This is a genomic window from Tropicimonas sp. IMCC34043, assembly GCF_003390845.1.
GTDB lineage: Bacteria > Pseudomonadota > Alphaproteobacteria > Rhodobacterales > Rhodobacteraceae > Tropicimonas.
In genome coordinates, this window is record NZ_QMEK01000001.1 from 65,870 (window position 1) to 83,375 (window position 17,506).

Here is a 17,506-nt window from a genome sequence, read left to right on the forward strand (position 1 = left end):
CCTGCGGGGCCATATAGGGTCCAGATGTAACGGACGGATAGGCCATGCAAAGCCGCAGCAGTATTTTCGATGACATGTCAAAGCTGATGACCAACGCCATGGGCGTGGCTCAGGGTGCCAAACAGGAGGCCGAGACGGCCATGAAGTCCATGATCGACCGCTGGCTGGCGGATCGGGATTTCGTGACGCGCGAGGAATTCGACGCCGCCCGCACCATGGCGCAGAAGGCGCGTGAAGAAAACGATGCGCTCAAGGCCCGGATCGAAGCCCTCGAAGCGGTGCTGAAATCCGAGTGACCTGACCGGCCGCGCAGGTCTGGCCGCCGCGCGGGACGTGCGGCGGCCTTGGTGATTCCCCGGCAAAGCGCCGGCTGGAATTGGCACTGCCGCTAGCTTCATTCGGGATGAATTTTCCAATAGGTGCGCACTCGCGCAACATATTGGTGTGTCTGCCCTTTACCGACCGAAGAATCCTCTTTACACAGAGGCCGCTTTGCCCGCACCATATATGGTAAGGGCGGTGGAAATCTCCTCCGAACCTAGAGCAGGCACCTAGCCCTAGTTGCTGCCAGCAAGCTCAGGGCGAAAAACCAAAGAGGCCCGGTATGTCCCTTTCAGAAGACTTCCTTTCCGAAGACCTTCACCCGATCGACATCGTGGAAACCCTGGCCGAGAACAACGAATGGGATTTCGACCGGGTTGGCGAGGACCAGATCGCCATGGCGGTCGAGGGGCAATGGCGAACCTACTCGATCACCCTGGCCTGGTCGGCCTATGACGAAACCCTGCGGATGATCTGCACCTTCGAGATGGAGCCGCCGGAGGCCAAGCTGCCGGCGCTTTACGAGGCGCTGAACCGCGTCAACGACGCCTGCTGGGCGGGAGCCTTCACCTACTGGCGCGACCAGCAGCTGATGACCTATCGCTATGGTCTCGTGCTGGCCGGTGGGCAAATGGCCAGCCCCGATCAGATCGACCGGTTGATCGGCACCGCCGTGATGGCCGCCGAACGCTATTACCCCGCCTTCCAGCTTGTGATCTGGAGCGATCAGACCCCGGAACAGGCGCTGCAGATCGCGATTGCCGAGGCCTACGGCCGCGCCTGAGCGAGGCGCGCGCAGATCGTGGCGCCATTGCAGAGCGCCGCGGTCGCGCATACCCTCCGCCCCTGACTGACAGGGGGCAAATATGGATCTCGAGGATGTGAAGAGTCGCGGCCTGGTGCTTCTGGGCTGCGGCAAGATGGGCTCGGCGCTGCTGCGGGGCTGGATCGACGCTGGCCTGCCGGCCTCGGTCGTGGGCGTGTTGGACCCGTCGCCACCGGATTGGCTGGAAAGCGCCGGCGTCACGCTGAACGCCGAACCCCAGTCCGCGCCGGCTGTCGTCCTGCTGGCCGTCAAGCCGCAGATGATGGCCGAGGCGCTGCCACGGGTCGCGCGCTGGAAGGGGGGCAAGACGCTCTATCTCAGCGTTGCTGCCGGAACCCCGATCTCATTTTACGAAAGTGTCCTTGGCGCCGAGACCCCGGTGGTTCGCGCCATGCCGAATACGCCGGCGGCGGTCAGCCGCGGCATCACCGCGATTGTCGGCAACGCGGCGGCGGGGCCCGCGCATCTGGCGTTGGCCGAAGCGCTGCTGTCGGCGGTGGGCGAGGTGGTCCGGCTCGACAATGAAGGCCAGATCGATGCGGTCACCGGGGTTTCGGGCTCCGGTCCTGCCTATGTGTTCCATCTTGTCGAGGCGCTGGCGCTGGCTGGCGAGGCACAGGGTCTGCCGCCCGAGCTTGCCATGAAGCTGGCGCGCGCCACAATCGTCGGGGCGGGTGAGTTGCTTCGACAATCCGACAAGTCCGCCGAGCAACTGAGGATCGACGTCACCTCGCCCAAGGGCACGACGGCCGAGGCGCTCGAGGTGCTGATGAGCGAGGAGGACGGCTTTCCGGTTTTGCTGTGCCGTGCCGTCGGCGCCGCCGCCGACCGCAGCCGCGAGTTGTCGCGATGAGCACGATTGCCTTTGACGATTTCCTGAAGGTCGATATCCGGGTCGGGCGGATCGTGGCGGCCGAGCCCTTTCCCGAGGCCAGAAAGCCCGCTTACCGGCTTCGCGTCGATTTCGGCCCCGAGATCGGCGAACGCAAATCGTCTGCGCAGATCACCCGCCACTATAGCCTCGAGGAGCTTCCCGGGCGTCTGGTTCTGGCGGTTGTGAATTTTCCGGCGCGCCAGATCGGCCCGGTGAGGTCCGAGGTTCTCGTGCTCGGCATTCCCGATGCCGATGGCGAGGTGGTTTTGCTGACACCCGAGCGTGACGTGCCGCTTGGCGGAAGGATGTTCTGATGACGCGACCGAAGGTTCTGATCACCCGCCATCTGCCCGATGCCGTCATGGCCGAAGCCGGGCGTCTGGCCGATATCCATGTGCTCGATGCCGCAAAGGGGCTGACGGCGGCCGAGGCGCGCGATGCGCTGGCCAGCTTTGACGGCATCGTTTCGTCCCATGGCGACGATTTCAGCGTTCCGGCCTTCGATCTGGACCGCCCGCGCTGCAAGATATTGGCGAATTTCGGCGCCGGCATCGACCATATCGACCCGGGCGCGGCGCGCGCCTGCGGGGTCCTGGTCACCAACACGCCCGACACCGTGACCGATGCCACCGCCGATATCGGCATTCTGCTGATGCTGATGACCTGCCGGCGGGCGGGCGAGGGCGAGCGGCTGTTGCGCCGTGGCGACTGGACCGGATGGAAGCCGACCCAGATGTTGGGCACCCATGTGACCGGCAAGACGCTCGGCATCATCGGCATGGGGCGGATCGGCAAGGCTGTGGCAAAGCGGGCGCATCTGGGATTCGGCATGGAGATCGTGTTCTTCAACCGCTCGAAGGTGCCTGACCTCGGGTTTCCCGCCCGCCAGCTCGAAACGCTCGAACAGGTGCTGGGCGGTGCCGATGTGGTGGTGATCGCCTTGCCCTCGACCCCGCTGACCTGGCATCTGATCGGGGCGGAGCAATTGGCGGCGATGAAGCCCACGGCCTATCTGGTCAACATTGCCCGCGGCGACATCGTCGACGAAAGCGCGCTGGTGGTGGCACTGGAGGCGGGGCAGATCGCCGGAGCGGGGCTCGACGTCTACGAGTTCGAACCGAAGGTGTCCGAGGGGCTGCTGGCGCTGGAGAACGTCGCCTTGCTGCCGCATCTGGGGACGGCCGCGCTGGACGTGCGCGAGGCGATGGGACGGATGGCGCTCGAAAATCTGCGCGCCGGGCTGGAAGGGCGACCGGTCCCGAACCCGGTATGACGGACCGGCGCCAGCCTTTTCTGGCCGGGCGATGCGCAGATTTCGAGGGCTTGCATCAAGCCCCCCGGCGTCCGGGACAATCGCACTTGACCGATGGCGGCGGTCGCTCTTTGGATTCTTCGGGGACCCATCGAATCGGAGGATAGCCATGCGGAGAGTGACACTGGCCCTGCTGCTGGCGCTGGCCGGGTTGCCCGCCGGGATCGCGGCGGCGCAGGATCTGGGTGAACTGATGCGCTCGGGCCTCGCGCCCGGGCGAAGCTTTGAGAACGGCGGCTACTGGCTGCCGAACGATATCGATCCGGCCGCAGCGGTCGAGGCGATCGGGTTCGTCTATCCGATCATCGAGGGTGCTGCCGGCAATTTCGACATCAGCGTCGGTTATTTCACGCGCCAGCCCGGCAGTCTCTGGCGGCTGAGCGGTACGGTAAGCGGCCTCTATGGCACCGATCCGCGCGACACCTTATTCCTGCCCGACCGGATCGAGCTGACCACGACGACACTGGCGCCGTCCGATGCGCGTTGCTGCCCGACCGGTTCGACGCGCTGGGGCATCGACCGCAGGACATTGGTGGCGCAGGCGGTGAAGTAATCGTGGCTCGCGGGTGTGGCCTGGTTGTGGCGTCTCGACCGTCAGTCTGGTCCCTTCTCCCGTTGACCCAGAGATAGCCTCACAAAGGCCGGGTTCCGCATCGAGACTTGGGCCTTGGTCTCGCTCCGGAGCCCCCACCGGGACTGAGGACCGCGGCTTGGGCAAACGGGGTGCGAATGCTGTCGAACGGTCGAAGGCCGATATGCCGACCGAACGCGGTGGGGCGCCCGACGATGCGGTCTTCATGCGTGTCGTCGGAGCCAAAGTGAAAAGCCCGACCTTGCGGCCGGGCTTGACGATTTGCGGCTGGAACGGACTGGCGCGCCTAAAGCAGCCGTTCCTGCGCCAGAAGACGGATCTCGGCGATTGCCTTGCCGGGGTTCAGGCCCTTGGGGCAGGTCTGGGTGCAGTTCATGATGACGTGGCAGCGATAGAGCTTGTAGGGATCTTCCACGTCGTCGAGCCGCTCGCCCGTCGCCTCGTCGCGGCTGTCGATCATCCAGCGGTAGGCATGCAGCAGCGCGGCCGGGCCGAGATAGCGATCGCCGTTCCACCAATAGGCCGGGCAGGACGCGGTGCAGGAGGCGCAGAGCACGCATTCGTAGAGGCCGTCAAGCTTGGCGCGGTCCTCGGGGCTTTGCAGCCATTCCTTTTCGGGCGCCGGTGTCTTGGTTTCAAGCCACGGCATGATCGAGGCGTGCTGGGCATAGAACAACGTCAGGTCCGGCACCAGATCCTTGACCACCGGCATGTGCGGCAGCGGATAGATCTTGATGTCGCCCTTCTGGTCGTTGATCCCCCAGATACAGGCAAGCTTGTTGATCCCGTTGATGTTCATCGCGCAGGACCCGCAGATCCCTTCGCGGCAGGAGCGGCGGAAGGTCAGGGTCGGATCAAGCTCGTTCTTGATCTTGATCAGCGCGTCCAGGATCATCGGGCCGCACTTGTCCATGTCGAGGAAATACGTGTCGAGCCGCGGGTTCTGCCCATCGTCCGGGTTCCAGCGGTAGATCACGAATTTGCGGACGTTGGTTGCGCCTTCCGGCTTGGGCCACGTCTTGCCCACCTTGATCTTGGAGTTCTTGGGTAGGGTGAACTGAACCATGTTGTTCTCCGACCTGGTCTCGGGCCGACCCTAAACCCAAAGCGGCCTTGGAACCAATCGCCTGGGCGCACATTCCGGGGACACGATGTCGCTATCGGAGGTGGACAGGCCGCGTGGAAACCAATGCGCTGCGTCGGGTCGGGCAGCGTGGGGGGAAGGGCGCCGCCGGTCAGACCGGCGGCGCCGCGAAATCAATAGACCCGCGCTTTCGGCGCGATCTTCTTCAGGTCGATGCCGCCCTCGTCGGACGTGGTCAGCGGATCGAGGTGCACCGGACGATAGCGCAGCGTCACCTGCGGCCCGTCGACATAGGCCAGCGAGTGCTTGCGCCAGTTCTCGTCGTCGCGGTTCGGATGGTCCTCGGAGGCATGTGCCCCGCGGCTTTCCTTGCGCGCCTCGGCACCGACGATGGTCGCCATGGCGTTCGGCATCAGGTTGTCCAGCTCCAGCGTCTCCATGAGATCGCTGTTCCAGACCATCGACCGGTCGGTGACCTTGATGTCGTCCATCTTCTCGGCAACGTTCATCATCTTGACGACGCCTTCGGCCAGCGTCTTGTCGGTGCGGAAGACGGCTGCGTCCGATTGCATGGTCTTCTGCATCTCGTCGCGCAGGTCGGCGGTTGACACGTTGCCGTCGGCATGACGGAAACGGTCGAACCGGGCGATTGCCGCGTCGAGGCTGGCCTGGTTCAACTCGGGGTTGGCCTCGGTCGGGTCGACCACCGTACCCGCCTTGATGGCGGCGGCGCGACCGAAGACGACGAGGTCGATCAGCGAGTTGGAGCCAAGCCGGTTGGCCCCGTGCACCGAGGCGCAGCCGGCTTCGCCCACGGCCATCAGGCCGGGTGCGATGGCGTCGGGATTGTCCTCGGTCGGGTTCAGCACCTCGCCCCAATAGTTCGTCGGGATGCCGCCCATGTTGTAGTGGACCGTCGGCAGAACCGGGATCGGTTCCTTTGTCAGGTCCACACCGGCGAAGATCTCGGCGCTTTCGGTGATGCCCGGAAGGCGCTCGGCCAGCACTTCGGGGGGCAGGTGGTTGAGGTGCAGGTAGATGTGATCCTTGTTCGGGCCGACGCCGCGGCCCTCGCGGATCTCGATCGTCATGCAGCGGCTGACCACGTCACGCGAGGCAAGATCCTTGTAGGTGGGCGCATAGCGTTCCATGAACCGCTCGCCCTCGGAGTTGGTGAGGTAGCCACCCTCGCCGCGGGCGCCTTCGGTGATCAGGCAGCCCGAGCCGTAGATGCCGGTCGGGTGGAACTGCACGAACTCCATGTCCTGCAGCGGCAGTCCCTGACGGGCGATCATGCCGTTGCCGTCGCCGGTGCAGGTGTGCGCCGAGGTCGCCGAGAAATAGGCCCGGCCATAGCCGCCGGTCGCCAGCACCACCATCTTGGCGCTGAAGGCGTGCAGGGTGCCGTCGTCGAGTTTCCAGGCCAGAACGCCCTGGCAGGTGCCGTCTTCGGCCATGATCAGGTCGGTGGCGAAGTATTCGACAAAGAACTGCGCGTCGTGCTTCAGCGACTGGCCATAGAGCGTGTGCAGGATGGCGTGGCCGGTGCGGTCGGCGGCAGCACAGGTGCGCTGCACCGGGGGGCCTTCGCCGAACTCGGTGGTGTGGCCGCCGAAGGGCCGCTGATAGATCTTGCCCTTTTCCGTGCGCGAGAACGGAACGCCGTAGTGTTCAAGCTCGTAGACGGCCTTCGGGGCTTCACGGGCGAGGTATTCCATCGCGTCGGTGTCGCCGAGCCAGTCAGAGCCCTTGACGGTGTCGTACATGTGCCACTGCCAGTGGTCGGGACCCATGTTCGACAGCGAGGCGGCGATGCCGCCCTGGGCGGCGACGGTGTGGGACCGGGTCGGGAAGACCTTGGTCACGCAGGCCGTCTTGAGCCCTTGTTCGGCCATGCCGAGCGTTGCGCGCAGACCAGCGCCGCCGGCGCCGACCACGACAACGTCATAGATGTGGTGTTGGATATCGTATGCGGACATTTTCGTCTCCGGGGGGCTCAGAGGGCAAGGACGATGATCATCGCCTTGATGATCATCAGCTTGACCAGGGAATAGAGACCGAGGCCACAGAAGAACCAGCCGAGCGCAGTTGTGATGATCATTCCGGCGAAGTCCCAGCCCTTGGGGACGTAATCCTCGAACACCTTCTTGATGTTAAAGCGCCAGTGATAGGTGGTGCTGACAATGAAGAGGCCGCAGATCACCGTGTTGAACGGCGAGGTCAGGCCGGCCAGGACCACTTCGTAGGGGGCCCCGATCAACGGGGCGATGCGGATCAGGAACAGGACGACCAGGATGGCCATCATGTAGGAGGAGTAGGTCACCTGAAGCTGGTGATCCGCCCCATGGGCGAGCGACCCCTTGCCGGCGGCGCGCTTGCGATCTGTAATATAGTGCATGGCTGGCTCCGGTTCAGAGGATGAGCATGAAGATCGAGATCACGACGGCAAGTGCGCCCGATCCGATCACGATGGCCCAGCCGAGCTTTTCGGCTGTTTTCAGATCCAGCCCTACGGCTTCGTCCCAGATGATGTGCCGGATGCCGCCGAGCATGTGATAGCTCAGCGCCCAGATCAGGCCGAACCAGACGATATAGGCAAGCCACCAGCCGGTCAGCCATTCCATGTTCGCGGCATAAGCTTCGGGGCCGGCCGCTGCGGCCAGAAGCCACCACAGCACCAGAACGATTCCGACGGTCAATCCGTTGCCCGTGATCCGGATCAGGATCGAGCTGACCATGAGGATGTGCGTCCTGTAGATCTGAAGGTGGGGCGACAGAGGACGGTTCCCCTGATTCACATCTGCCATGAGATCTGGCTCCCTTTTGTTTGCGCGGGGTGCGACCCGCCTTTCGACCCTTTCTCTAATACTTCTCGCGGCAGTGTCACGCGGATGCGGTGCGCTCCGGCGCGGTAAATCGGCGCAACATGTCGCAGAGCCCCGGCGGCAGGACAGGGCGAGGGGCAGGCGCCGGGCCAGGCAACCCGAGGGCACGGCCGGTCACAGGCGCTGGTTCGGGCACGCTTCGGGGCCAGCCAATGCTGACATTTGCGGTGAAGAAGGGTCCTGAGAGACGCGCTCGCGACCGGGGAGCAATGGCATGTGATCGGGGAAACGCGGGGCTTGCTCCGATCCTTCGCAACTGCGGGCGCCTCAGTCCTGACTGGAGGATTCGGTGCCCGGCGGAGCGTCGATCTGGCGAAGATAGTCCTCGAACGCGCGCAGCGTCGTGCGCGAGACATGGTGTTCCATGCCTTCGGCGTCCATCTCGGCGGTCTCGGCCGGCACGCCAACGGCGACCAGCAGGTCGACCACCGTGCGGTGGCGGGCGCGCACCCGGCCGGCCAGCGCCTCGCCTTCGTCGGTCAGGAAAATGCCGCGATAGGGGCGCGAGATCGCCAGCCCCTCGCGTCGCAATCGGGCGACCGCCTTGGTGGCGGTGGGATGAGTTACCCCCATGCGGTGGGCAATGTCCGTGACCCGCGCCTCGCCGAATTCGGCAATCAGGTCGCCGATCATCTCGGCATAGTCCTCGAGGATCGTCGCGGCCTGCGCGGCGCGGGCGCGGTTGAAGCGGTCGGGCTGACAGGCCGTTTCCTGCTCGGCACCGGTTTCGGCGCGCTCAGGCCCTGGCGCGGCAGCGGATCGGTCGAGTGGGTCGGCTGGCACGGGGCGCCCTCCGGTCTGAGCGGGGTTGCAATCTTGGGTACAGATTACAGCCATGGCTACATTTTGCAATTCCGCACCACCATCGAGCCATGTTTCGGGCGAAGGTCCGCACTGCCCGCGTTGCCAGTTGACATAAGTGTAGCCACGGCTTCATTTCGGCACCAGCGGCCCGCAACGGGTGCAATCGGGGTGACGGTAAATGGACGGGTCCACGACGGGACGCACGAGAGCCGGCATGGATCTGGTGCTGCAGGGCAAGCTGCGCGGGCCGCGGGCCACGCTGCTGTTCTTCGGGCCGGCCGTGGTGGCCTCGGTGGCCTATATGGATCCGGGCAATTATGCGACCAACATCCAGGCCGGGGCCGGCTATGGCTATACCCTGCTGTGGGTGGTGGTGCTGGCCAACCTGATTGCCATGCTGTTTCAGGGCCTGTCGGCGCGGCTGGGGATCGTCACCGGGCGCAACCTGGCAGAACTTTGCCGCGACCGCTTTCCGCGGCCCGTCGTGCTGGCGATGTGGGGGGTCAGCGAGATTGCCGCCATGGCGACCGATCTGGCCGAGTTCCTCGGCGGCGCGATCGGTCTGTCGCTGCTGGCAGGCATGCCGCTGCTTTACGGAATGATCGTGACCGCGATCGTGACCTACGGGATCCTGATGTTCGAGGGCCGGGGGTTCCGCCCGATGGAGCTGATCATCGGTGCGCTCGTGGCGGTCATCGGGCTTTGCTATCTGATCGAGGTCTGGATCGCCCCGATCAACTGGGGCGAGGCGGCGATGGGGATGGTGACCCCTGCGCTGCCCGATGCCACGGCACTGACCATTGCGGTCGGGATCATCGGGGCGACGGTGATGCCGCATGCGATCTATCTGCATTCGGGGCTGACCCAGAACCGCGCGTCGATCCGGGACGAGGCCGCGCGGCGGCTGGTGCTGCGGTTTTCCAACCGCGAGGTGATCGTGGCGCTGGCGGCGGCGGGGCTTGTCAACATGGCGATGGTGATGATGGCGGCGAGCGCCTTTCATCAGGGCCACAGCGAGGTCGCCGAAATCGAGACCGCCTATCACACGCTGACACCGCTGCTGGGTGCGGCGGCGTCGGGGGTGTTTCTGGTATCGCTGATCGCCTCGGGGATATCGAGTTCGGTTGTCGGTACGATGGCGGGGCAGCTGATCATGCAGGGATTCCTGCGGATCCGCATCCCGATCTGGGTGCGGCGGGCGGTGACGATGGTGCCGGCCTTCGTGGTGGTGGCGATGGGGGTGAATGCGACCGACGCGCTGGTGATGAGCCAGGTCGTGCTGTCGATCGCCCTGCCGGTGCCGATGATCGCGCTGATCCTGTTCAGTGGCCAGCGCGAAGTGATGGGCGAGTACCGGATCGGGCCGGTGGTGCGGGTGCTGGCAATTCTGGGCGCGACGGCGGTGCTGTCGCTGAATTTCGTGCTGCTGGCGCAGGTCTTTGGCGTGCCAATGCCGGGCTTGGCGGCGGGCTGAGCCGGCGCTGCGCGTGGCGGCTCACTCCGGCGGCATCTGGCTGCAGTCGATCTGGCTGGCGCGGGGATAGGTCAGCCCGTCGATTGCTGCCCGGGCGCCGCAAAGCGCCGCCTTGCAGCCCCAGCCGACATCGCTCAGCCGTATGCCGCCGTCCGGGGTTGGCTCGATGCCGAGACGGCAGGTCTGGCCGTAGAAATCCTCTTGATAGAGCCAGCCGCCTTCGACCGGACGGGCGACGCCGCCGCCGGAACAGGAATGCCCGCCCCCCTGCCAGCTGTCGAACTCGAACAGGCCGATTCCATCTTCCCCCACCTCAAGCCGCAGTGTGTCGTTCTCGGTCCGGAAACAATAGCCATTGGCCGAGGGTGCGGGCGCAGCGCGCGCTGCAGTGCAGGGGATCCGCGACACCTGCCATCCCGGGCCCGTGATGTCGTCGATCCGCCAGACCCCGTCTTCGGGAACGAAGTCATAGGTAATGCTGGCGGGGGTGCCGAAGTTGGTGAACCGCGCGATCACCCGCTGGTGCGCGGCGTCGCCGCCCGATGTCACCGATAGTGTGCGCGCGATTTCCCGTTCGTCGAAATCGTTGCCCGGGATGTCGAAGGCGAAGTCGACACAGGCCTCGGCCAGGTCGTCGCCATGGCTGTCGTTGGCATCGAAGAAATCGACCATGCGGCGCGAGAAGAACTGGTTCCGTTGCGCCGGCGCTGACAGCCAGGCCAGTCCCTTGGCGCCCGGCGGCCCGGGCTGCTGCAGCGAAAGATAGATCCAGCCCACCAGATCCTCGGGGGTCTGCTGCGCCCGGGCGGGCAGGCATGAAAGCGTCGCGATCAGGCTGGCCGCAAGGGCCGTGATCAGGGGTCGGTTCATGGCCTGCGCCTCCCTTCGGTCTACATCGGCATCAACGCCCAGTAATCGAGGTCGAGCAAGACCTCGGGCAGGTATTTGCCATCCTCGCCTTTCAGCACGAACGGCGCGCCGCCTCGGGTGGCGACCAGCCGCAGGCGGATCGCGCCGACGCCGGGGGCCGCGGTTTCGGCCTTGTCGAGCACCTCGGACCAGGCCCTGACGGTGTCGCCGGCAAAGCAGGGGTTGGCATGCGCCCCGCCGTTCAGCCCAACGATCAGTTGCGCATTCGCAAGCCCGTTGAAGGACAGTGCACGGGCCATCGAGATCACATGGCCGCCATAGATCAGACGCTTGCCATCTTCGCGGAAGGTGGCGTCGAAATGCACCTTGGCGGTGTTCTGCCACAGCCGGGTGGCCAGCATGTGTTCGGCCTCTTCAATCGTCACGCCGTCGACGTGGTCGATCTGTTCGCCGATCTCATAGTCGCCCCAGCGGTGCGGCTCGCCCGCCAGGGTGAAGTCGTAGTCGGAGAAATCGAGTCCCTCGGGCAGCACCAGATCGGCCGGGGCGACGACCTTTGACAGCGCGGGCAGCACCGCCTCGGGCGCGGGCGCGTCGAGGTTGGCTTTTCGCACCATGACCCAGCGGACGTATTCCAGCACCGGCAGGCCATGCTGGTCGCGGCCGGTGGTGCGGACATAGACCACGCCCGACTTGCCGTTCGAGTTCTGCTTGAGCCCGATCACCTCGCTTTCCGAACGCAGCGTGTCGCCCGGATAGACCGGTTTCAGGAACCGGCCCTCGGCATAGCCAAGGTTTGCCACGGCGTTGAGCGAGATGTCGGGCACGGTCTTGCCGAAGACGGTGTGAAAGGTGATCAGATCGTCGAAGGGCGCGGCGGGAAGGCCGCAGTTCCGGGCGAATTCGTCCGAGGACGCGAGCGCGTGGCGCGCGGGATAGAGCGCGTGATACAGCGCCCGCTCGCCCCCCGACAATGTGCGCGGCACGGCATGGGCAATCGTCTCGCCGAGACGGTAGTCCTCGAAGAATCGGCCGGGATTGGTCTTTGCCATGCTCAGAGCTCTCCCAGCTTCAGACCCGGGTCGTAGACGCCGTTGACGTCTTTCACCACGGCCTGACCGCAGCGCATCACGCCCTTTGCGGCATCAAAGGCATAGGTCGGATTGCCATGCAGGTGCCAGCCGTTGTTCAGCGCCGCGGTGACCTTGTGGCAAAAGGCGGATGTGTCGTCATCGGTCAGGAAACGGTAAATCTTCATTGTCTCATCCGAAGGGGTAATAGCCGAGCCAGGAATGGATCAGGCCGATCAGGACCAGCAGAACTGCGCTGGCCAGAAGAAAGATCCCATCCTTGGACCAGGACCCGGGCGTGCGCGGGGTCCAGACGGGCTCGGCCCGGTTGACCAGCACTCGGGCGACCTGCGCCCAGCCCAGCAACCCGCCGAACATCAGGATCGAGGCGAGATCGCCGTTGACCAGCAGGTGCGCCGCGGCCCAGAGGCTGAAACCCCAGAGCATCGGGTGACGCATGCCGCTGAGCAGCCGGCCGCGTTTCGGCGCCGGGCTGAACATGAAGATCGCGATCAGCATCATCAAGTTGTTGATGTGCGTGAAGAACACGGGCGGGGTCCAGACCTGCACCACCGGCGTGCCGCGAAAGCCCACGATCATCAGCACAATCGCGGCGAACAATCCGATGGCGATGGCAGCCGGACCGGCCTTGTCGCCCAGTTGCGCCCGCAGATCCGGGGCGAGGCGTTTCAGCAGATGCAGGCCCCACCAAAGGGCGACGCCCAAGACAAGCAGAATCCAGTACATTCGAGGCCTTTCTAATGGCTCAGGCGCCGAGCGATGCGATTGCCTCGGCTTTGGCCAAGGTCGCCCGGGCGGTCACTATATGAAGGTTCTCGACGATCTTGCCGTCGACAACGGCAACGCCGAGCCCCTTTGATGCGGCCTCTTCGAAGGCGGCGATCTGGCGGCGGGCGAGGGTAATCTCGGCCTCGGTGGGCGCGAAGACCTCGTTTGCCACCAGAACCTGATCGGGGTGGATCAGCGTCTTGCCGTCCATCCCGAGGTCGCGGCCCTGCTCGCATTCGGCGCGCAGACCCTCGACATCCTTGAAGGCATTATAAACCCCGTCGACACAGATCAGCCCCTGGGCGCGGGCGGACAGCAGGCAGGTCTGCAGCGACGTCTGCAACGGCAGCCGGTCCGGGCGAAAGCGGCAGTTCAGGTCTTTGGCAAGGTCATTGGTGCCCATCACGAAACCGCCCATCCGCGCTGCGGTGGCAATCGTGGCCGAATGCAGGATCCCGCGCGGGGTCTCCATCATCGCCCAGATCCGGGTCTTGCCGCAGGCCGGGTGGGCATCGAGCCGCTCGGCAATCCGCGAGACCTGGCCGACGGTTTCGACCTTTGGCAGCAGGATCGCCTGCGGGCCGATCTCCATCACCGCGGCAAGGTCGTCGTCGAACCATTCGGTGTCGGTGCCGTTCAGCCGCACGATCTGGGCCCGGCCGCCATAGCCGCCGCCCGCCAGCGTGTTGCACAGCAAGGTCCGGGCATTGGCCTTTTCATCGACAGCCACCGCATCTTCGAGATCGAAGATGATTGCGTCCACGGCGAGGCCCTTGGCCTTCTCGAGCGCGCGTTCCTTCGAGCCGGGAATATAGAGCACCGAACGGTAAGGGCGGGCGGAAAGGTCCATGATTCTCCTCCTGTCGTGTCGCAAGGTCGAGAGACCATGCTGGCGACTGGATCGCAAGTTATGAAATGCCGCGGTGCGGAAATGCGCAAGAATGCTGCGCGGGTGGCCGGCGGCGCCAGCGGGCGTCCGATCCGTCCGCGGTTGGGGGAGAACTGCGCAACCGGGTCGATTCGCATTGGCGACGGCCCGCGCACGGCCGCGGGCGCCGTCGCCCGAGCCTGAATTGGCGCCCTGCCAAAGGCGGCGCGCGGGCCGGGTCTTGCCTTCGCGGTCCCGGCAATGACCACGGCCGAAATGGCCGGGAACGCCCTTGCAGGACCGGATATCGCGGTGATGCGTTCCGAAACGGGCCTCTGGCAGGCCGCCTGCCCGCAGGAGTGCATCCTTGTGCCGCGCTGGCACACAGTTGCATGCCGCTGTCCAAATGGCTACGCACAGCGCCGAACGATTAACCAACGCAGGGATACAACGAAATGGCCAGACCCAAGATTGCCCTCATCGGTGCCGGGCAAATCGGTGGCACGCTCGCCCATCTCGCAGCCATGAAGGAACTCGGCGACGTCGTGCTGTTCGACATCGCCGAGGGCATTCCGGAAGGCAAGGCGCTCGACATCGCAGAGTCCGGCCCCTCCGAAGGGTTCGACGCGACGCTGAAAGGCACCTCGAGCTATGCCGATATTGCCGGGGCCGATGTCTGCATCGTCACCGCCGGCGTGCCGCGCAAGCCGGGCATGAGCCGCGACGACCTGCTGGGCATCAACCTGAAGGTCATGAAGTCGGTCGGCGAAGGCATCAAGGAACATGCCCCGGACGCCTTCGTGATCTGCATCACCAACCCGCTCGACGCCATGGTCTGGGCACTGCAGCAGTTCTCGGGCCTGCCCGCGAAAAAGGTCTGCGGCATGGCCGGCGTGCTCGATTCGGCGCGCTTCCGCCATTTCCTGAGCGTCGAGTTCGGCGTTTCGATGAAGGACGTCACTGCCTTCGTGCTGGGCGGCCATGGCGACACCATGGTGCCGTCGGTCCGCTATTCGACCGTTGGCGGCATCCCGCTGCCCGACCTGATCGAGATGGGCTGGACCACCCAGGAGAAGCTGGACGCAATCGTGCAGCGCACCCGTGACGGTGGCGCCGAGATCGTTGGCCTGCTGAAGACCGGCTCGGCCTTCTATGCCCCGGCCACCTCCGCGATCGAGATGGCCGAAGCCTATCTGAAGGACCAGAAGCGCCTGCTGCCCTGCGCCGCCTGGTGCGACGGTGAAATCGGTCTGAGCGGCATGTATGTCGGCGTCCCGACCATCATTGGCGCCGGCGGCGTCGAGAAGGTCGTCGACATCAAGCTGTCGAAGGACGAGCAGGTCATGTTCGACAAGTCGGTCGCGGCCGTGAAGGGCCTCGTTGACGCCTGCAAGGCCATCGACCCCAGCCTGGCCTGACGTGACCGATCTGGACGACAGCTGCGGCTTCGTCTTTGGCGTCAGCGGCGAGGCGTATGTGCCCCTCGCCGTCAACGCCGCCCGGTCCTTGAAAGCGGTCTGTCCGGATGCCCGGATAGACCTTTTCACCGACCTCGACCCCAAGGCCGACGGGCTGTTCGAGCAGATTCACATGCTGGAGCGCAGCTGGTTCCGGCCCAAGTTCGAAGCGTTGCTGCGGTCGCGCTTCTCGCGCACGATCTACCTCGATGCCGACATGATCGTGGTTGCCGACCCCGGCGACATCTTCGAGGTGCTGGAGCGGTTCGACATCGCCGTGGTCCACAACCAGCACCGCAACAGCGTTCATGCCCAGACGATCTGGAAGCGGCCGCTGCCGAATGCCTTTCCCCAGATGAACGGCGGTCTGATCGGGATCCGGAAATCGCCGGCGGTGACGCGACTGGTCGAGGATCTGCAGCAGGCGATGCTGGACGACCCCGATCTGAAGGTCGATCAGGCGCCGATGCGCGAGCTGCTGTTCGACAGCGACCTGAGGCTTGCCATCCTGCCGCCCGAATACAACCTGATGCAGGTCCGCATGACCGAGGTTCAGTCCCGCAAGGATACCGCGCCGCGGATCCTGCACCTGACCCGGCTGCACGCCCATGCCAAGGGGCGCGAGCGGCCGCTGACACGCGCCGATCAGGCCATGGGGCCGGTGCTGTGGTGGAACATCCAGCGCATGTTGAAGAATGACCGGACGCTCGGCGGAGCGCCCGACCGGCGGTTCCGGCCGCTGGTCGACCGCGGCGTGACGGGGGCGCTGCAGCGGGCCTGGCGCAAGTCGCTGAAATGGATCTGGCAGTCCTTCGGCTGAGTGCCGCGACCCGGCGTCGCGCTGGCGGTGCGGCGTTTGCGCTACCATGATTCTCTGCCCGCGGGTCCGGATTGAGGGTCGGCGAATCGCCTTTCAGGCTGAGGGGGTTGCCTGCGACGCCGGTTGTGATCACAGGCGAAATTTGTGTGATCACAAAAACTGAAAAAAAGGCGAAAACACCGCTGCTGCGTCGAAAAATGCTTTTGATTGACGTGGCTGTCATGCAATCAAACGAAAATTGTAGCTAGACGGGACAGTTTCATGAACATCCATGAGTACCAGGCGAAGGCTCTGCTTCGCGACTACGGCGCCCCGGTCAGTGACGGCCGGGTTGTCCTGAAGGCGGAAGAGGCCAAGACCGCGGCGGGCGAACTCGACGGCCCGCTGTGGGTGGTCAAGGCCCAGATCCATGCCGGCGGCCGTGGCAAGGGGAAGTTCAAGGAAGCCGATGCCGGCGAGAAGGGCGGCGTGCGCCTTGCCAAGTCGGTCGAGGAAGCGGAAACCGAAGCCAAGAAGATGCTCGGCCGGACGCTGGTGACCCATCAGACCGGTCCCGCCGGCAAGCAGGTCAACCGGATCTATATCGAGGCCGGCTCCGGCATCGAGCGCGAGCTTTACCTTGCGCTGCTGGTCGATCGCCAGTCCTCGCGGATTTCGTTCGTCTGCTCGACCGAGGGCGGCATGGACATCGAGGAAGTCGCGGCCAACACCCCCGAGAAGATCCTGAGCTTCTCGGTCGATCCGGCCACCGGCTATCAGCCGTTCCACGGCCGTCGCATCGCCTTCATGCTGGGCCTTGAAGGCGGCCAGGTGAAGCAGTGCGTCAAGCTCATGGGCATCCTCTACAAGCTCTTTGTCGACAAGGACATGGAGATGCTCGAGATCAACCCGCTGATCGTGGCCGAAGGCGGCGACCTGAAGATCCTCGACGCCAAGTTCGGCTTTGACGGCAACGCCACCTATCGCCACCCCGATATCGCGTCGCTTCGCGACGAGTCCGAGGAAGACCCGAAGGAGCTGGAAGCCTCGAAGTTCGACCTGAACTATATCGCGCTCGACGGCGACATCGGCTGCATGGTCAACGGCGCCGGCCTTGCCATGGCGACCATGGACATCATCAAGCTCTATGGCTCGAACCCGGCGAACTTCCTCGACGTCGGCGGCGGCGCGACCAAGGAGAAGGTGACCGAGGCCTTCAAGATCATCACCAGCGACCCGCAGGTGAAGGGTATCCTCGTCAACATCTTCGGCGGCATCATGCGCTGCGACGTCATTGCCGAGGGCGTGATCGCCGCGGTCAAGGAAGTCGGCCTGAAGGTGCCGCTGGTGGTGCGTCTGGAAGGCACCAACGTCGAGAAGGGCAAGGAGATCATCAACACCTCCGGCCTCGCCGTCATCGCGGCGGACGATCTGAAAGACGGCGCCGAGAAGATCGTCGCTGCGGTGAAAGGATAAGTAGA

Annotated in this window: 20 protein-coding genes; 10 read left to right on the plus strand and 10 right to left on the minus strand. The window is 64.9% G+C overall.

The genetic code is table 11. The features are described 5' to 3' along the window. The first annotated feature begins 44 nt into the window (after nt 1-44). The 6 genes from DQG17_RS00290 to DQG17_RS00315 all read left to right on the plus strand — a co-directional run bounded on the left by DQG17_RS00290 (nt 45) and on the right by DQG17_RS00315 (nt 3,886). Entirely contained in the window at nt 45-296 is a 252-nt protein-coding gene (locus DQG17_RS00290; protein ID WP_116130772.1) for an accessory factor UbiK family protein, read from the plus strand. A 308-nt stretch (nt 297-604) separates the two neighbouring features. After that, nucleotides 605-1,105: a YbjN domain-containing protein gene (locus DQG17_RS00295; protein WP_116130773.1), complete on the plus strand. Its 501-nt coding sequence runs from the start codon at nt 605-607 to the stop codon at nt 1,103-1,105. Between the two features lie 82 nt (nt 1,106-1,187). Then, nucleotides 1,188-2,000, plus strand: a complete 813-nt coding sequence (gene proC / locus DQG17_RS00300; protein WP_116130774.1) for a pyrroline-5-carboxylate reductase — start codon at nt 1,188-1,190, stop codon at nt 1,998-2,000. Beyond that, nucleotides 1,997-2,335 carry a tRNA-binding protein gene (locus tag DQG17_RS00305; protein WP_116130775.1) on the plus strand — a complete coding sequence of 113 codons (339 nt, stop codon included), beginning with the start codon at nt 1,997-1,999 and terminating at the stop codon, nt 2,333-2,335. Before proC ends, DQG17_RS00305 begins: the two co-directional genes overlap by 4 nt. Next, complete coding sequence (locus tag DQG17_RS00310; RefSeq protein WP_116130776.1) at nt 2,335-3,294, plus strand: D-glycerate dehydrogenase; 960 nt, start codon at nt 2,335-2,337, stop codon at nt 3,292-3,294. Before DQG17_RS00305 ends, DQG17_RS00310 begins: the two co-directional genes overlap by 1 nt. A gap of 148 nt (nt 3,295-3,442) precedes the next feature. Then, complete coding sequence (locus DQG17_RS00315) at nt 3,443-3,886, plus strand: hypothetical protein (RefSeq protein ID WP_157973464.1); 444 nt, start codon at nt 3,443-3,445, stop codon at nt 3,884-3,886. 325 nt (nt 3,887-4,211) lie between these two features. Here DQG17_RS00315 and DQG17_RS00320 read toward each other — a convergent pair whose 3' ends face one another. The 5 genes from DQG17_RS00320 to mntR all read right to left on the minus strand — a co-directional run bounded on the left by DQG17_RS00320 (nt 4,212) and on the right by mntR (nt 8,677). Next, entirely contained in the window at nt 4,212-4,991 is a 780-nt protein-coding gene (locus DQG17_RS00320; protein WP_116130778.1) for a succinate dehydrogenase iron-sulfur subunit, read from the minus strand. A gap of 191 nt (nt 4,992-5,182) precedes the next feature. Then, nucleotides 5,183-6,988, minus strand: a complete 1,806-nt coding sequence (gene sdhA / locus DQG17_RS00325; RefSeq protein ID WP_116130779.1) for a succinate dehydrogenase flavoprotein subunit — start codon at nt 6,986-6,988, stop codon at nt 5,183-5,185. Nucleotides 6,989-7,005: 17 nt separating this feature from the next. Then, on the minus strand, nt 7,006-7,407 hold the full coding sequence (locus tag DQG17_RS00330) for a succinate dehydrogenase, hydrophobic membrane anchor protein (RefSeq protein WP_116130780.1): 402 nt from the start codon (nt 7,405-7,407) through the stop codon (nt 7,006-7,008). A gap of 13 nt (nt 7,408-7,420) precedes the next feature. Continuing rightward, nucleotides 7,421-7,816, minus strand: coding sequence for a succinate dehydrogenase, cytochrome b556 subunit (sdhC, locus tag DQG17_RS00335; protein ID WP_116130781.1), 396 nt, complete (start codon nt 7,814-7,816; stop codon nt 7,421-7,423). A 345-nt stretch (nt 7,817-8,161) separates the two neighbouring features. Beyond that, nucleotides 8,162-8,677 (minus strand): manganese-binding transcriptional regulator MntR, encoded by a 516-nt coding sequence (mntR, locus tag DQG17_RS00340; RefSeq protein WP_232829279.1) that lies wholly within the window; start codon nt 8,675-8,677, stop codon nt 8,162-8,164. A gap of 235 nt (nt 8,678-8,912) precedes the next feature. On the opposite strand from mntR, the gene DQG17_RS00345 reads away from it, so the two are divergent. Then, nucleotides 8,913-10,172 carry an Nramp family divalent metal transporter gene (locus DQG17_RS00345; RefSeq protein WP_232829280.1) on the plus strand — a complete coding sequence of 420 codons (1,260 nt, stop codon included), beginning with the start codon at nt 8,913-8,915 and terminating at the stop codon, nt 10,170-10,172. Nucleotides 10,173-10,193: 21 nt separating this feature from the next. Here DQG17_RS00345 and DQG17_RS00350 read toward each other — a convergent pair whose 3' ends face one another. The 5 genes from DQG17_RS00350 to DQG17_RS00370 are packed head-to-tail and all read right to left on the minus strand — an operon-like array spanning nt 10,194 to nt 13,751. Further along, complete coding sequence (locus DQG17_RS00350; RefSeq protein ID WP_116130784.1) at nt 10,194-11,042, minus strand: hypothetical protein; 849 nt, start codon at nt 11,040-11,042, stop codon at nt 10,194-10,196. A gap of 20 nt (nt 11,043-11,062) precedes the next feature. After that, nucleotides 11,063-12,094, minus strand: coding sequence for a MaoC family dehydratase (locus DQG17_RS00355; RefSeq protein WP_116130785.1), 1,032 nt, complete (start codon nt 12,092-12,094; stop codon nt 11,063-11,065). Nucleotides 12,095-12,096: 2 nt separating this feature from the next. After that, a complete protein-coding gene (locus DQG17_RS00360) occupies nt 12,097-12,300 on the minus strand; it encodes a DUF1737 domain-containing protein (RefSeq protein WP_116130786.1) in 204 nt (67 codons plus the stop codon). 4 nt (nt 12,301-12,304) lie between these two features. Further along, nucleotides 12,305-12,859, minus strand: a complete 555-nt coding sequence (locus DQG17_RS00365) for an NnrU family protein (protein ID WP_116130787.1) — start codon at nt 12,857-12,859, stop codon at nt 12,305-12,307. 19 nt (nt 12,860-12,878) lie between these two features. Further along, nucleotides 12,879-13,751 carry a CoA ester lyase gene (locus DQG17_RS00370; protein ID WP_116130788.1) on the minus strand — a complete coding sequence of 291 codons (873 nt, stop codon included), beginning with the start codon at nt 13,749-13,751 and terminating at the stop codon, nt 12,879-12,881. A gap of 473 nt (nt 13,752-14,224) precedes the next feature. Here DQG17_RS00370 and mdh point away from each other — a divergent pair, with 473 nt between their 5' ends. From mdh to sucC, 3 genes are all read left to right on the plus strand, one after another. Next, nucleotides 14,225-15,187 carry a malate dehydrogenase gene (gene mdh / locus DQG17_RS00375; protein WP_116130789.1) on the plus strand — a complete coding sequence of 321 codons (963 nt, stop codon included), beginning with the start codon at nt 14,225-14,227 and terminating at the stop codon, nt 15,185-15,187. A 1-nt stretch (nt 15,188) separates the two neighbouring features. Further along, entirely contained in the window at nt 15,189-16,046 is an 858-nt protein-coding gene (locus DQG17_RS00380; RefSeq protein WP_116130790.1) for a putative nucleotide-diphospho-sugar transferase, read from the plus strand. A gap of 261 nt (nt 16,047-16,307) precedes the next feature. After that, a complete protein-coding gene (gene sucC / locus DQG17_RS00385; protein ID WP_116130791.1) occupies nt 16,308-17,501 on the plus strand; it encodes an ADP-forming succinate--CoA ligase subunit beta in 1,194 nt (397 codons plus the stop codon). Nucleotides 17,502-17,506: the final 5 nt, after the last annotated feature.